The 12,219-nt window shown below is 55.4% G+C and carries 14 protein-coding genes; 9 read left to right on the top strand and 5 right to left on the bottom strand.

Annotation, left to right across the window (positions count from 1 at the left end):
- Positions 1 to 66: 66 nt before the first annotated feature.
- The 4 genes from OXF42_02425 to efp are packed head-to-tail and all read left to right on the top strand — an operon-like array spanning position 67 to position 2,917.
- Positions 67 to 384, top strand: coding sequence for a GYD domain-containing protein (locus OXF42_02425; GenBank protein MCY4046953.1), 318 nt, complete (start codon positions 67 to 69; stop codon positions 382 to 384).
- Complete coding sequence (locus OXF42_02420) at positions 381 to 554, top strand: hypothetical protein (GenBank protein MCY4046952.1); 174 nt, start codon at positions 381 to 383, stop codon at positions 552 to 554. The genes OXF42_02425 and OXF42_02420 overlap by 4 nt, the downstream gene beginning before the upstream one ends.
- Positions 551 to 2,326 carry a DNA mismatch repair endonuclease MutL gene (gene mutL, locus OXF42_02415; protein MCY4046951.1) on the top strand — a complete coding sequence of 592 codons (1,776 nt, stop codon included), beginning with the start codon at positions 551 to 553 and terminating at the stop codon, positions 2,324 to 2,326. Before OXF42_02420 ends, mutL begins: the two co-directional genes overlap by 4 nt.
- 24 nt (positions 2,327 to 2,350) lie before the next feature.
- Complete coding sequence (efp, locus tag OXF42_02410) at positions 2,351 to 2,917, top strand: elongation factor P (protein ID MCY4046950.1); 567 nt, start codon at positions 2,351 to 2,353, stop codon at positions 2,915 to 2,917.
- On the opposite strand, the gene OXF42_02405 is transcribed toward efp, so the two are convergent.
- The 3 genes from OXF42_02405 to OXF42_02395 all read right to left on the bottom strand — a co-directional run bounded on the left by OXF42_02405 (position 2,914) and on the right by OXF42_02395 (position 6,749).
- On the bottom strand, positions 2,914 to 3,657 hold the full coding sequence (locus OXF42_02405) for a pseudouridine synthase (protein MCY4046949.1): 744 nt from the start codon (positions 3,655 to 3,657) through the stop codon (positions 2,914 to 2,916). The two genes, efp and OXF42_02405, sit on opposite strands and share 4 nt — an antisense overlap.
- Positions 3,657 to 4,730 carry a dehypoxanthine futalosine cyclase gene (gene mqnC, locus OXF42_02400; GenBank protein ID MCY4046948.1) on the bottom strand — a complete coding sequence of 358 codons (1,074 nt, stop codon included), beginning with the start codon at positions 4,728 to 4,730 and terminating at the stop codon, positions 3,657 to 3,659. Before mqnC ends, OXF42_02405 begins: the two co-directional genes overlap by 1 nt.
- A gap of 591 nt (positions 4,731 to 5,321) precedes the next feature.
- The gene (locus OXF42_02395; protein ID MCY4046947.1) at positions 5,322 to 6,749 is read right to left on the bottom strand and encodes an ankyrin repeat domain-containing protein; all 1,428 of its coding nucleotides are present in this window, start codon (positions 6,747 to 6,749) and stop codon (positions 5,322 to 5,324) included.
- A 128-nt stretch (positions 6,750 to 6,877) separates the two neighbouring features.
- Here OXF42_02395 and OXF42_02390 point away from each other — a divergent pair, with 128 nt between their 5' ends.
- The 3 genes from OXF42_02390 to hisC are packed head-to-tail and all read left to right on the top strand — an operon-like array spanning position 6,878 to position 9,560.
- Entirely contained in the window at positions 6,878 to 7,162 is a 285-nt protein-coding gene (locus tag OXF42_02390; GenBank protein MCY4046946.1) for an HPr family phosphocarrier protein, read from the top strand.
- Positions 7,163 to 7,169: 7 nt separating this feature from the next.
- Positions 7,170 to 8,471, top strand: coding sequence for a histidinol dehydrogenase (gene hisD / locus OXF42_02385; protein MCY4046945.1), 1,302 nt, complete (start codon positions 7,170 to 7,172; stop codon positions 8,469 to 8,471).
- Positions 8,472 to 8,474: 3 nt separating this feature from the next.
- Entirely contained in the window at positions 8,475 to 9,560 is a 1,086-nt protein-coding gene (gene hisC / locus OXF42_02380) for a histidinol-phosphate transaminase (GenBank protein MCY4046944.1), read from the top strand.
- On the opposite strand, the gene OXF42_02375 is transcribed toward hisC, so the two are convergent.
- Positions 9,544 to 10,284: a prolipoprotein diacylglyceryl transferase gene (locus OXF42_02375; protein MCY4046943.1), complete on the bottom strand. Its 741-nt coding sequence runs from the start codon at positions 10,282 to 10,284 to the stop codon at positions 9,544 to 9,546. The two genes, hisC and OXF42_02375, sit on opposite strands and share 17 nt — an antisense overlap.
- Before the next feature lie 194 nt (positions 10,285 to 10,478).
- On the opposite strand from OXF42_02375, the gene OXF42_02370 reads away from it, so the two are divergent.
- The gene (locus OXF42_02370; protein MCY4046942.1) at positions 10,479 to 11,081 is read left to right on the top strand and encodes an HNH endonuclease; all 603 of its coding nucleotides are present in this window, start codon (positions 10,479 to 10,481) and stop codon (positions 11,079 to 11,081) included.
- A gap of 7 nt (positions 11,082 to 11,088) precedes the next feature.
- Here the strand turns inward: OXF42_02370 and OXF42_02365 are convergent, their stop codons facing one another.
- Positions 11,089 to 11,583, bottom strand: a complete 495-nt coding sequence (locus OXF42_02365; GenBank protein MCY4046941.1) for a DUF2165 domain-containing protein — start codon at positions 11,581 to 11,583, stop codon at positions 11,089 to 11,091.
- A 185-nt stretch (positions 11,584 to 11,768) separates the two neighbouring features.
- On the opposite strand from OXF42_02365, the gene OXF42_02360 reads away from it, so the two are divergent.
- Positions 11,769 to 12,219: class I SAM-dependent methyltransferase (locus tag OXF42_02360; protein MCY4046940.1), on the top strand; the 451-nt coding region annotated here is incomplete at its 3' end.

Raw genomic sequence — 12,219 nt, 5'->3', positions numbered from 1 at the left:
TGGTTATGCGCAAAAGACACTATACAATTACGCAAGTCCGGATTATATCACGGCGGAGCGCGCGGTTTGAACATTTACATACTACTGAGCAGGCTCACCCCCGAAGGGCGCAAAACGGTCAAGGAGAGGCCCGGCAGGATACGCGAGGTTGACAGGGAACTGGAAAAATTCGGCGTCAAAGTGCTGGAGCAATACGCCACTCTGGGCCATTACGATTTTGTCAACATAGTTGAAGCCCCGGACAATGAGACAATAGGGCAGGTGTCCATTGAACTTTGCTCGCGGGGAACTCTTGAACTTACAACTCTGGCCGCCGTGTCGGTTGATTCCATAATACAAACCCTGTCCGAGGCGCGGGTGGAAAGGCTCAAGGCCGACAAATGAGTTCGCGCGGGTTTTTGTCGTCTCTTTTCGGCTCCGTAAAGGAGCAGTCAAGGGATGTTTACGGAGCGCGGGCGGAGTCCGCCCTGTTTTTCTATGTGCTGTTTGCCATCGCCGCGGTGGTCGTTCCCGTTGCCGCGCTTGTCGGCATTGCGGTCTTCAGAATGTTTTGAGCCAGATACGCCTACTTGACAAGATACTGATATCCAAGATCGCCGCGGGCGAGGTTGTTGAGCGCCCCGCCGCCGCGCTGAAGGAGTTGCTTGAGAATTCAATTGACGCCGGGGCGGAGAGAATATCGGTTGAACTTGAGGCGGGCGGCAAACGTTTAATCGGCGTTTCGGATGACGGTTGCGGCATGTCCCGCGAGGATGCCGTGATGAGCATAGAGAGGCACACGACAAGCAAGATAAGCGACGAGAGCGATCTTGAGGCGGTGGAGACTTTCGGCTTCAGGGGGGAGGCGCTTGCCTCCATAGCGGCGGTTTCGCGCTTCTCTCTAAAGACGCGCGCCCGCGGCGAGACTGCGGGAACCGAGGTTTCGGTTGAAGGCGGAAAAGTGATGAATGTTTCAGACTCCGGCTGCCCGGACGGAACGACCGTCACAGCGCGCTCGCTTTTCTTCAACACGCGCCCCCGGCTCAAGTTTCTCAAGACGGACGAGACCGAACTCTCAAGAGCCGTTGCGGTGGTCCGCGCGGCGGCGGTGGCAAACCCCGATGTGGGTTTTGAAGTTTCCCACAACGGCAAAAATCTTTTCCGCCTTCCCCCCGCCGACATAGAGCAAAGGGTGGCGGACGTTGTCGGAAAAGCCGCCCTTTACCCGTTCGGCTTCTCCGGCGGCGGCAAGACGGAGGTCAGCGGATTTGTCTGCGCGCCCGCAGACGGCTTCTCGTCAATGGACCGTCTTTACTGCCATGTCAACGGCAGATATGTGCGCGACAGATTTCTCAACCGTATTTTGATGGACGGCTTCGGGCGCGTTTTTGAGAAGGGGCGCTACCCGCAGGGCGCGATATTCGTAACGGTCGCCCCCGATGAGGTTGATGTGAACGTCCACCCCGCCAAGCGCGAGGTGCGTTTTCTCTCTCCGGGCGCGGTGGCGGCGGCGGTCAAGTCTGCGGTTGCCGCCTTTCTTTCCTCCGCCCCGTGGCTGAAACCCGCCGCCGCCAAGCCCTCCGCCCCGCCCGCCGCTCCGCCTTCAAGCCGCCCGTTCAGTGAAGTCTCCGCCCCGCGCTCCTATGCGCCCGCGCCCCGCCTTGGCCGCTCCGCTTCCCGCCCCGCCGCGCCCGCTTCCGCGCCCGTGTCCGAACCCCTCCCCCTTGCCGCCCCTGAGTCCGGCGGGGGATTTTTCTCCGGCCTCAACATTGTCGGACAGGCGGGCGGGCTTTACATAGTTTGCGAGTCTCCCGACGGGATTGTTCTCATAGACCAGCATGCGGCGCACGAGAGGGTCAATTTTGAAAAGTTTAAAAACGCATACACGAAAGACAGAAAAATTCCCGCTCAAAGGTTGCTTGTTCCTGATGTGGTGGAGATGCGCCCCGGAGACGCGGCGCTTTTTTCCCGTTTCAGGGGCAAAATGGAGGCGATGGGGCTCGCCGCCGAGGAGTTCGGGGACGGCGCGGCGCGGCTTCTTACCGTTCCGGCGCTGGTTTCCTGCTCGGACGGGGCGCGGCTGTTTGTTGACACCCTCGCCGCGCTGGACGAAAGCGACTGCCCCGAAGAAACGGGGGCGATTGACGCCGGGACGGAAAATGTTCTCGCCACCATGGCCTGCCATGACTCCATACGCGCCGGATACTCCATGGGCGACAAAAAAGAGATACGGTCGCTTCTTGCGGCAATGGACGGGTGCGAGTCCCCAAACTTCTGCCCGCACGGACGCCCCGTCTGCGTTCATCTGTCTCACGGCGACCTTGAGAAGATGTTCAAGAGGAAGTAACCTCCCCGTTACGGGAGACAGGATATGGCCGTAGAAACAAGCGATTTCCACAGGGGAATGAAGATAGAAATGGACGGCGGCGTCTGGGAAATTATTGAGTATCAGCACTCAAAGATGGCGCAACGCAGTCCCATTGTAACCGCGAAGGTTCGCAACATCGTAACGGGCGCGGTGCAGGAAAAGAAGTTTCGTTCGGGAGACAGGTTTGAAACGCCGGACATCAAAAAACGGACAATGAGATTTCTCTATTCGGACGGCTCATCGTTCCACTTTATGGATGAGGAGAGTTACGACCAACTGGAACTGTCACGCGAGGAGGTCGGCTCGGCGGCGGACTTTCTGAGCGAGCAGCAGGAGGTTCTGGTCGGGTTTATCAACGGCGCTCCGTCGGGTGTTGAGTTTCCGAAATCGGTGGTTGAACTGAAAGTTACCGAAGCCGAGCCCGGCGTTAAGGGAGACACGGCGGCGTCCGCCACAAAGCCCGCCACGCTTGAGACGGGCGCGAAAGTGAATGTGCCTCTTTTTGTAAACCCCGGAGACACGATACGGGTTGACACCAGAGACGGAAGTTATATTGAGCGCGCGCGCTAAAGCGGCAGACCCGCGGCTTTCCGGAGTTTTTTCACAAGTTTTTCGTCCGCAAACAGGCACGCACCCGCAGGGAGGTTTTTGGGAAGTTTGACGGGGCCGAACCGCGTCCGTATAAGCCGGTTGACCTCACAGCCGCAACTCTCCCACATTCGCCGCACAAAACGGTTTCTGCCCTCCGTTACGGTTATCCTGAACCATTTGTTCGCCCCGTCCTTTGCCGCCGCCGGGGCGACCTTTTCAAACCGCCCCGTTTTGCCGTCAATCCTGATTCCGCGCAGAAGCCGCGCCAAGGTTTCCTTTCCCGCTTTCCCGCGCACGCGCGCCATGTATTCGCGCTCAATCCCGCTTGAAGGGTGGGCGAGCCGGGCGGCAAGGTGTCCGTCCGAGCAAAATATCATCAGTCCCGAAGTGTTGAGGTCAAGCCGCCCCACGGACACCCATCGCGATTTTTTCAGCGGCGGAAGGTCTTCAAAAACTGTCGGTCGTCCGCCGGGGTCGGCTCTGCTCACAATTTTGCCCGCAGGCTTGTTGTAGGCGATAACCGCGCCGCCGTCCGCCGGGGCGGAAAGGTCAATTACTTTTCCGGAGACGGTAACGGTGTCATCCGGGGTTGCTTTGTCTCCGGGTTTGCAGACCCGCCCGTTTACCGCGACCAGTCCCTTGCCTATCAGTTCCTCAACCTTTCTCCGCGAGCCGACCCCCGCGCCCGCAAGCAGTTTTTGCACCCGCTCTTCCGCCATCAGAACCTGCGTATGATTTCGTAAAAGGTGTTTCTCTGCGCGGGCTCAAAACCGGCGCTTTTTATCATTCCGGCAATTTCGTCCGCGCTTGCCTTCGTTCTGTTTTCCGCGCACCGGAGCACGTTTTCCTCATACAAAGTGCCGCCCAGGTCGTCCGCCCCGAAGCGCATTGACGCCGAGCCGATCTTGAATCCCTGAGTGAACCAGGACCCTTGAATGAATTTGAAGTTGTCAAGAAATATGCGGCACACCGCCAGCACGCGGAGGTAACGTTCTCCGCCCGCCTCGGAGGGAACTTTCCGCTCAAGAAATGTGTTTGACGGTTTGAATATCCACGGGATAAAGGCGAGAAATCCGCCCGTTTCATCCTGCAAATTTCTTATTCTCTCAAGATGCTCCACAATGTCCTCATCCTCTTCAACGTGGCCGAACATCATGGTCGCCGTTGTTTTGAAGCCGATTTCATGCGCCTCCCGCGTGATTTCAATCCACCTGTCGGCGTCTATTTTCAACGGGCTGATTTTTTTTCTGACGCGGTTTGAAAGGATTTCCGCCCCGCCGCCGGGGATTGTTCTGAGCCCGGCGTTCCACAGTTTTTGCAGAACTTCGCTTGAACTTATGCCCTCGTATTTTGCAATTGCCGCCACTTCCGGAGCGGAAAATGCGTGAAGGTGGATTTCCGGAATCTCGCGGGTTGCCCGCTCCACAACTTCGGTGTAGTAGTCAAGCCCGATCTCCGGGTTGTGTCCTCCCTGAAGCAGAACGGTGGTCGCGCCGTTGTGCATTGAGGTTCGCATTATTTCAATCAGTTTGTCTGCGGCAAGGGTGTAGGCGTCTGATGCGGAGGGGGGCCTCCAGAACGCGCAGAAAAGGCATTCTGTGTCGCACACGTTTGTGTAGTTGGGGTTTGTGTCGCGCACGAAGGTTACGGTTTTTCCGGGGTTGTTTCTCTGTCTGCAAAGAGACGCGAGCGCTCCCAGTTGGGCGAGGGGGGCGAGAGAGAGAAGGGCAAGGGCGTCTTGCGGGGTTATCCGCCCGCCGCCCGCCGCCTTTTGGCATATATCGTCCGTCATTGCGGGAGCATTTTAACTTGCGCCGCGTTGCCATTCCAGAGTGTCGGGCGACAAACACGGACAAATGCGGGCGAGGGCAAGTCCGTGCAAGTCGTTGTTAGTCCGTGTCCGTCCGTGCGGGGATGGGGTGTGGAATTGTCCGGGTTGGGGTTATCTTCTGTCATTCCTTGCTCCGACAAGGAATCCAGAGGGGTTGGGGTGGAAAATTTGTCAATGCTTTCAAGAGCGGACAGAATAGGAACCCTGTCTTTGCTCTATGTGGCAGGGGTGAGTTGTAAGGCGGGAAGGAGGTGATTGCTTATGGTCAGACTTCAAATGAAAGTAAGAGAACTAATATGGCTACTCGGCTTAATCATTCTTCTGGTCAGATGACCAGAAATAGACAGCTACACAGTTAAATGAAATGTCGCCCGATAAATGAGAGGGCATCCGTTATGAAGAGTTCGAAGAGAACAAAAATTAAGAAACAGCGCCACATACTCGCAAAAGCCCTGCCAAACAGCAGGGCTTTTGCTTATTGGATGGCTGTTTTAACGTTGCACTCTGTTTGAGAATTAGGTGGTTGCACCGTCATGGAGACCTGAAACTCTCTCATCTTGGGCGGAGAAGTTCTGAAATTGTTTGGGTTTCTTCTTTGTGCATATCTCCCGATTTCCACCATGAATCCCACAACTTACGCCATACACCAAAGGCAGTGTCGCCATCTTCATTTCTTGTTTCTATATCTGCCCCCGCTTTCAGCAATGCCTGAATTGCTTTAGTGTGTCCCCTATGCGCCGCCCACATCAGAGCCGTCCAGCCGTTATTATCCTTTGTTTCTATATCCGCTCCCGCTTTCAGCAATACCTGTATTGTTCTAGTGTGCCTGTTATCCGCCGCCCACATCAGGGCCGTTTTACCGCCTTTATCTCTTGCTTCTATATTCGCCCCCGCATTCAGCAATACTTGTATTGCTTTGGCGTGTCCCCAATATGCCGCCCACATCAGGTTTGTCCAGCCGTCTTTATCTTTTAACTCTATATCTGCTCCTACATTCAATAACGCCTGAATTGCTTCACTTTGTCCGGAACACACCGCAATCATCAGAGCCGTCTTGCCATCTTCATTTCTTGTTTCTATATCCGCTCCCGCTTTCAGCAATGCCTGAATTGCTTTAGTGTGTCTGTTATCCGCCGCCCACATCAGAGCCGTCTTGCCATTATTATCTTTTGTTTCTATATCCGCTCCTACTTTCAGCAATGCTTGAATTGCTTCGGTTCTTCCGAAACGCGCAGCGAACATAAGGGCCGTCTTGTAGTCTTTATCTCTTGCGTTTATAACTGCTTCCGCATACAGCAATGCTCGGACCACTTCGGTGTCTCCCTTACATTCCACCCTCTCCAAAACTGTCTTGCCATCTTTATCTGTTGCGTTTATATCTGCTTCCGCCTTCAGCAATGTCTGGACTGCTCCGGTGTGTCCATTATCCGCCGCCCACATAAGAGCCGTCTTATTACCACCTTTACTTCTTGCTTCTGTATTTGCTCCTGCTTTCAGCAATACTTTTATTGTTGCGGTATGCCCCTCATACGCTGCAATCATCAGAGGCGTAAAGTGGTCTTTATCTCTTGCTTCTATATTTGCCCCCGCATTCAGCAAAGTCTGTATTGCTTCAATGTGCCCCTCATACGCTGCAATCATCAGAGGCGTAAAGCGGTCTTTGTTATCTCTTGCTTCTATATTTGCCCCTGCATTCAGCAAAGTCTGTATTGCTTCAGTGTCTCCCCCATACGCCGCCCACATCAAAGATGTCCTCTGGTAGCCGTCATTGTCTCTTGCTTCTATGTTCGCCCCTGCATTCAGCAATGTATGAATTGCTTCGGGTCGTCCGAAACGCGCCGCCACCATCAGAGCAGTAAAGCCGTATACATCACTTCTTGCTTCTACATACTCACCCATATTCAGCAATGTCCACCGTATTCCCTCAGTGTCTCCGTCAGCCGCCGCCCACATCAGGTCTGTCCAACCATAATTGTTCATCTTCTTTCCTCCCTCTGCCCCCAGTCAAACCCCCAACATTCTAACCAAACCTCCGCCCCAATTCCTCCTCCACTTTCCGCATCAAGCCCGAAATGACGGAAAGCGGCGTATATGTTATTATCTACTAAATGCCCCCAATCAGAAAAACCTTTACCATTGTCAACACACTCGGCTTGCACGCGCGGGCGGCGGCGGGGTTTGTGAAACTTTCAAACAAGTTTTCCTCGGACATCAAAATCATAAAGAACGGCTACGAGGTGGACGGCAAAAGCATCCTCGGCATTCTGTCGCTCGCCGCCGCAAGGGGAACGGAGATAGACATTGAAGTCTCAGGCAATGACGCGCAGACAGCCGCGGACGAAATCGCCGGGTTTGTGAAAAGCGGTTTCGGCGAGGGCGCTCACACGGAGTAACGGGAACTTGAAAACCGTCAGGATAACTTCGGCAAACATTGAAAAAGAAACGGCGCTCATAAAAGAGCGGACATCGGACTTTGACCCGGAGAAAGTCGCCGCAGTCGCAAAGATCATCTCCGCCGTCAGGGAAGGGGGCGACAAACAACTGTTTTCACTCACAAAAAAGTTTGACGGCTGGCGCGCGTCCGCCCGCACGGTTGAGGTCTCGCCCCTTGAAGAACAAAGGGCAATCGCGCAAGTGCCGCGCCCGGTCATCACGGCTCTGAAAAAGGCATGCCGCCGGATAGTTGACTACCAGAAAACCAAACTGCCCTCCGCCCGCGAATTCAAAGACTCCCACGGCAACCGCCTCGGATGGCTGGCGCGCCCCCTTGACAGGGCGGGCATATACATACCGGGCGGCAAGGCGGCGTATCCGTCAACCGTTCTTATGACGGCAATTCCGGCAAAGGTCGCCGGAGTTGGCGAAATCGTGATGACAACCCCGTGCCCGGGCGGCGAACTCAACCCGGCGGCGGTCGCCGCCGCAAAAATTGCCGGCGTTAACCGCATATTCAAAGTTGGCGGCGCTCAGGCAATCGCCGCGCTTGCATTCGGCACAAAGTCCGTCCCCCGCGCGGACAAGATAGCGGGACCCGGCAACATATACGTTACCATCGCAAAAAAACTGGTTTACGGCGAGGTTGACATAGATATGATGGCGGGGCCGAGCGAGGTGTTTGTCATTGCGGACGGCTCATGCCCCGCGCGCTGGGTCGCCGCAGACCTGCTTGCCCAGGCCGAACACGATGAAATGGCCACCCCGACCCTTGCCGCCACCTCCGCCCCTTATGCGGAACTCGTCAAATCCGAACTCCTGTCAATGGCGGGCGCGATTGAGAGAAAAAAGATTGCGCTCGCGTCAATCAAAAACAGGGGAAGAATTTTTATAACGGGCGGCGTTATGCAAGCGGTTCAAATTGCAAACGCGGTTGCGCCGGAACACCTTGAGTTGTGCGTTAAGTCTCCGCGCAAACTGCTGCCGCACATACGGCATGCGGGGGCGGTTTTTGTCGGCGCGCGCTCCACCGAGGCGTTTGGCGACTATGTATGCGGCTCAAGCCATGTGCTTCCCACCGGAGGGGCGGCGCGGTTTTCGTCTCCGCTTTCGGCGGCCGATTTTATGAGAACTCCAAGCACGGCGGAAATTACGGTGAAGGGATTTGAATCTCTGGCGGACACGGTGGACACTCTCGCCCGTTGCGAAGGGCTTACCGCGCACGCGCTTTCAGTGGCGGTCAGACGCCGTCCGCAAGGGCGGCACTGAGAAATGGCGGACATTGAAAAACTTAAGGGCAGGGTTTCCCCGTCCATACGCCGCGCCGCCGCCTACGACGCCCGAAGGCCCCCGTGCCGCATCCGGCTTGACGGCAACGAAAGCCCGTTCTCTCTTCCGCCCGAACTGCTGAAGGGCGTTCTTGAGGAAGTATCAAAAGTTCCGCTCAACCGCTATCCCGACCCGGACTGCGCCGCTCTAAAGCGCGCCCTTTCCGATTCCACCGGCGTTTCCCCGGACGGCATAGTCCCCGGCAACGGCTCGGACGAACTCATACAGATAGTCATCCAGACCTTCTGCGGCGGCTCAGGTTCGGTTCTCATTCCGTCTCCCACTTTCTCCATGTATTCGCTTATCGCCTCCGCGCTCGGCAAAAAGGTTGTCGCTCAAAATCTTGACGCCGCTTTTGACCTTGACAAAGGCGCGATGCTGCGCGCCATTGAGGAGACCGCCCCCGATGTGATTTTTCTCGCGTCTCCCAACAGCCCGACGGGAAATCTTTTTTCACTTGAAAAAATTGAGGCTGTCATATCCGCCGCGCCCGGAATCGTGGTGGCGGACGAGGCGTATTTTCACTTTTGCGGCGTAACGCACATTCCGCTTATGAAAAAATATCCCAACCTTGCCGTGATGCGAACCTTTTCCAAAATCGGTTTTGCGGCTTTGCGGCTCGGCGTCCTGTTCATGGAGCCCGCCCTTGCGGCGGAGGCATCAAAGGCGCGGCTTCCCTACAACATAAACTCGCTGACTCAGGCGGCGGTGAAGGTGTTTTTTGAAAACGGCGCGCTGTTTGAGGAAAATGCAAAAACAGTTGTCCGGGAGCGCGAGTTAATGTTCAAAAATCTCAGTTCCATCGGCGGCATAACCGTTTTTCCGGGCGATGCGAATTTTCTGCTCATCCGCTTTTCATCCGACCGCGTTGCGGAAGATGTCCGGCGCGCCCTTGTGGAAAAGGGGATACTCACGCGCAACTTCTCCGGCGGCGGCGTCCGGGACTGCCTCAGGGTTACGGTCGGGCTCGCCGGTGAAAACCGCGAGTTTGAGGACGCCCTGCGCGAAGCGGTCAGGGACGGCGCATAAGCCGGGCGACTCCGAGGACAATCATCAGAAAAGAGATAACCTGCGCGACCGACAGTCCGTCAATCGGGCTCGGCGTGGTTGTCCTTATAAACTCAACAAAAAACCGCTCCGTTCCGGCAAGCGTCAGATAAAGGGCAAACTGCCTCCCGTCCGCCCGCTCCGCCTTGCGTCTGCTCCACAGAACGGCAAACACGCCCGTCATCAGAAGGGTTTCGTAAATCTGGGTCGGATGGACTGTGAAATCCACCGGCGGGCTTCCCTCCGGAAACGCCATCGCCCACGGCAGAGAGGACGCCGTTCCATAATCGTCTCCGATGAGCAGGCAGCCGACCCTTCCCACCGCATAGGCGAGGGCAAGCGCGGGAGCCGTGGCGTCAAGGGTTTTCAAAACTCCGAAACCGCTTTTGCGGGCGCGGTATATTCCCGCCGCAAGGCCGCCCCCGAGGCCGCCGTAAAAGGTCAGCCCGCCGCGCGAGAAAAAAGCCCCGAAGGGGTCGGACGCTATCTGCGCGAGGGTGAAGTTTTCCACAGTAAAAAACAGTTTCGCCCCCGCAACGGAGCATACGACCACCCACAGAAACATGTCCGCCGCCAGCCCGTCCGGAGCGCCTTTGCGCCTGAGTTCGCGCGAGGCGACAAGGTAGGCGCACAGGAAAGCGAGCGCGAGCATAACGCCGAAACTGTTGACGGACAGGCCTAAAATAGAAACGGATTCGGGATACATCAGCGGGTCTTCTTTTCCGCCCGCGTGTTGGACCTTTCAACCAGCAGCAGGGCGGTGAAAAACGCCGCAAGAAAAACGGCGTTCAGGGCAAAAATCTCAGCCGGAGACATCACTCCGGCAAATTTAACCCCCGCGTGACAGGTGTCAAGTTTTTGTAATAGTTCCGCCTTGCCTGTAAACTCCGTTTCAGTCAGATGTTGAGTTCACCGGTTCTTGTTTTGAACAGAAACTACCTGCCGGTTTCGGTTACGAATCTCAGGCGGGCGTTTGTAATGCTTTACTGCGGCGATGCAAAGGCCGTGTCCGACACCTATGAGACTTTTGATTTTGAGAGTTGGGCTCAGGTTTCCGCCGCCCGGTCTGCGGACGGGGAGTATGTCAGAACCGTCAACAGAATCATAAGGGCTCCCAGAGTCATCATACTTCTCCGCTACGGCGGGTTTCACAGAAAAAGTCCGAAGTTCAACCGGCTTAACATATTCCGCAGGGACGGGGGCAAGTGCCAATACTGCGGGCGCGGCTTTCCGAGGAGTGAACTCACCATAGACCATGTGATTCCCCGCTCTTTGGGTGGCACAAGCCGGTGGGACAATGTTGTTTGCTCGTGCGGGGTATGCAACCGCAAAAAGGGCGGCAGAACGCCGGAGCAGGCGCGGATGAAACTTCTCACAAAGCCCGACGAGCCCAAATGGGGCCCCTTTGCGGGTGTGTTCGCCCGCGCGATTCGCTACAAGGAGTGGGAGCCGTTTGTGAGTTTCGTTGATGCCTCATACTGGAACGTTGAGCTTGAGGGGTGAGCGTCTTTTACGTTCCGCTTTCCGTGTCATCGCGGTTGAGAAGGATTAACAGCACGAACGCGAACAGCGCGAAAAAGCGGAAGGATGCGTTTTGCGCGTTCCATCCGGACTGCCACATGACAAACCATTCGCCGCCGATGGTGAGAAAAACAACAAGAAAAAGCAGCGCGCCCAGCGTCAGTCCTGTAACGGCGGTTTCCTTGGACTGTTGAAAGTCTTTGCCGCTTTTGGTTGCCCGCCGGAGTTTGAGCGTTCCCAGAGCCAGCAGGACGGCAACAACCGCCTGCCAGAGGATAATAATCCACCACGCCGCCTGATGCAGCGCGGGCGAGGTAATTGCCCGCCATTTCAGGGTTGAGTGGGGAAAGATTGAGTCCATTGACATAACATGTTGAACAAAGGGGAAGTTGGCTCCGGGGTCAATGATGTTGTTAAGGGTGACTATTGCCATAATGAGCGCCATTGCGCCGACAAGGGAAGTTTTGCATTTGCGTATCAGCATTGGGTTGCCTCCGGCGGGTTAGGTGGCGGTAAGGGTATCACAGGGGCTTGCGGGGAGGCAAGGTGAAGGCGGCGGCGTTTGTTGAGCAAGAGGGGGCTCTGGTGGAAATCGGGGTGAAATTCTGTTAAATAGGGTGTGATGTTGCATAGAAGATATGAAAAGAGTTTGCAATGTGGTAGAAAGACATGAGTAAAGATTCCGGTTCTTTTTACACGCCGCAACCTCTGGCCAATTGGTTGGCGTCTTATGTGTTAGAGCGCTTGCCGACAAGAAAGTCTGTAAATGTGCTTGAACCGAGTTGCGGCAACGGTGTGTTTCTTACTGCTCTCAACAAAGATAAGGATGGAAAGACTCTTTACGTCAATGCGGTAGATATTGACAAGAAATCCGTCAAGGAAGCAAGAAAAGGTGATTATAGATTCAATCTTGAAGTTGAGTGTGGAGATTTCCTTCAATGGCAAGCATCTAAAAAATATGACCTTGTTATAGGAAACCCTCCTTTTGTGTCAAGAAAGAGAATACGGAAGCAACAAATAGAAGTATGTAAGGGTATTCATAAAAAGATAGGCTTTAGTCGTGAGATAGCAAATCTATGGACAGCATTCGTAGCCAAATCAATCCTTCATCTTAAAAAAC

It is taken from the genome of Candidatus Dadabacteria bacterium, assembly GCA_026708565.1.
Taxonomy (GTDB): Bacteria; Desulfobacterota_D; UBA1144; order Nemesobacterales; family Mycalebacteriaceae; genus Mycalebacterium.
The sequence above is the reverse complement of the archived record's forward strand: the minus strand, read 5'-3'. Positions and strand labels throughout refer to the sequence as shown.

What these genes read in the sequence shown, in the direction of transcription:
- OXF42_02420 (MCY4046952.1), top strand. Translation starts at nt 381, where the DNA reads ATGAGTTCGCGCGGGTTTTTGTCGTCTCTTTTCGGCTCCGTAAAGGAG.
- efp (MCY4046950.1), top strand. Translation starts at nt 2,351, where the DNA reads ATGGCCGTAGAAACAAGCGATTTCCACAGGGGAATGAAGATAGAAATG.
- OXF42_02405 (MCY4046949.1), bottom strand. Translation starts at nt 3,657, where the DNA reads ATGGCGGAAGAGCGGGTGCAAAAACTGCTTGCGGGCGCGGGGGTCGGC.
- mqnC (MCY4046948.1), bottom strand. Translation starts at nt 4,730, where the DNA reads ATGACGGACGATATATGCCAAAAGGCGGCGGGCGGCGGGCGGATAACC.
- OXF42_02395 (MCY4046947.1), bottom strand. Translation starts at nt 6,749, where the DNA reads ATGAACAATTATGGTTGGACAGACCTGATGTGGGCGGCGGCTGACGGA.
- OXF42_02390 (MCY4046946.1), top strand. Translation starts at nt 6,878, where the DNA reads ATGCCCCCAATCAGAAAAACCTTTACCATTGTCAACACACTCGGCTTG.
- hisC (MCY4046944.1), top strand. Translation starts at nt 8,475, where the DNA reads ATGGCGGACATTGAAAAACTTAAGGGCAGGGTTTCCCCGTCCATACGC.
- OXF42_02375 (MCY4046943.1), bottom strand. Translation starts at nt 10,284, where the DNA reads ATGTATCCCGAATCCGTTTCTATTTTAGGCCTGTCCGTCAACAGTTTC.
- OXF42_02370 (MCY4046942.1), top strand. Translation starts at nt 10,479, where the DNA reads ATGTTGAGTTCACCGGTTCTTGTTTTGAACAGAAACTACCTGCCGGTT.
- OXF42_02365 (MCY4046941.1), bottom strand. Translation starts at nt 11,583, where the DNA reads ATGCTGATACGCAAATGCAAAACTTCCCTTGTCGGCGCAATGGCGCTC.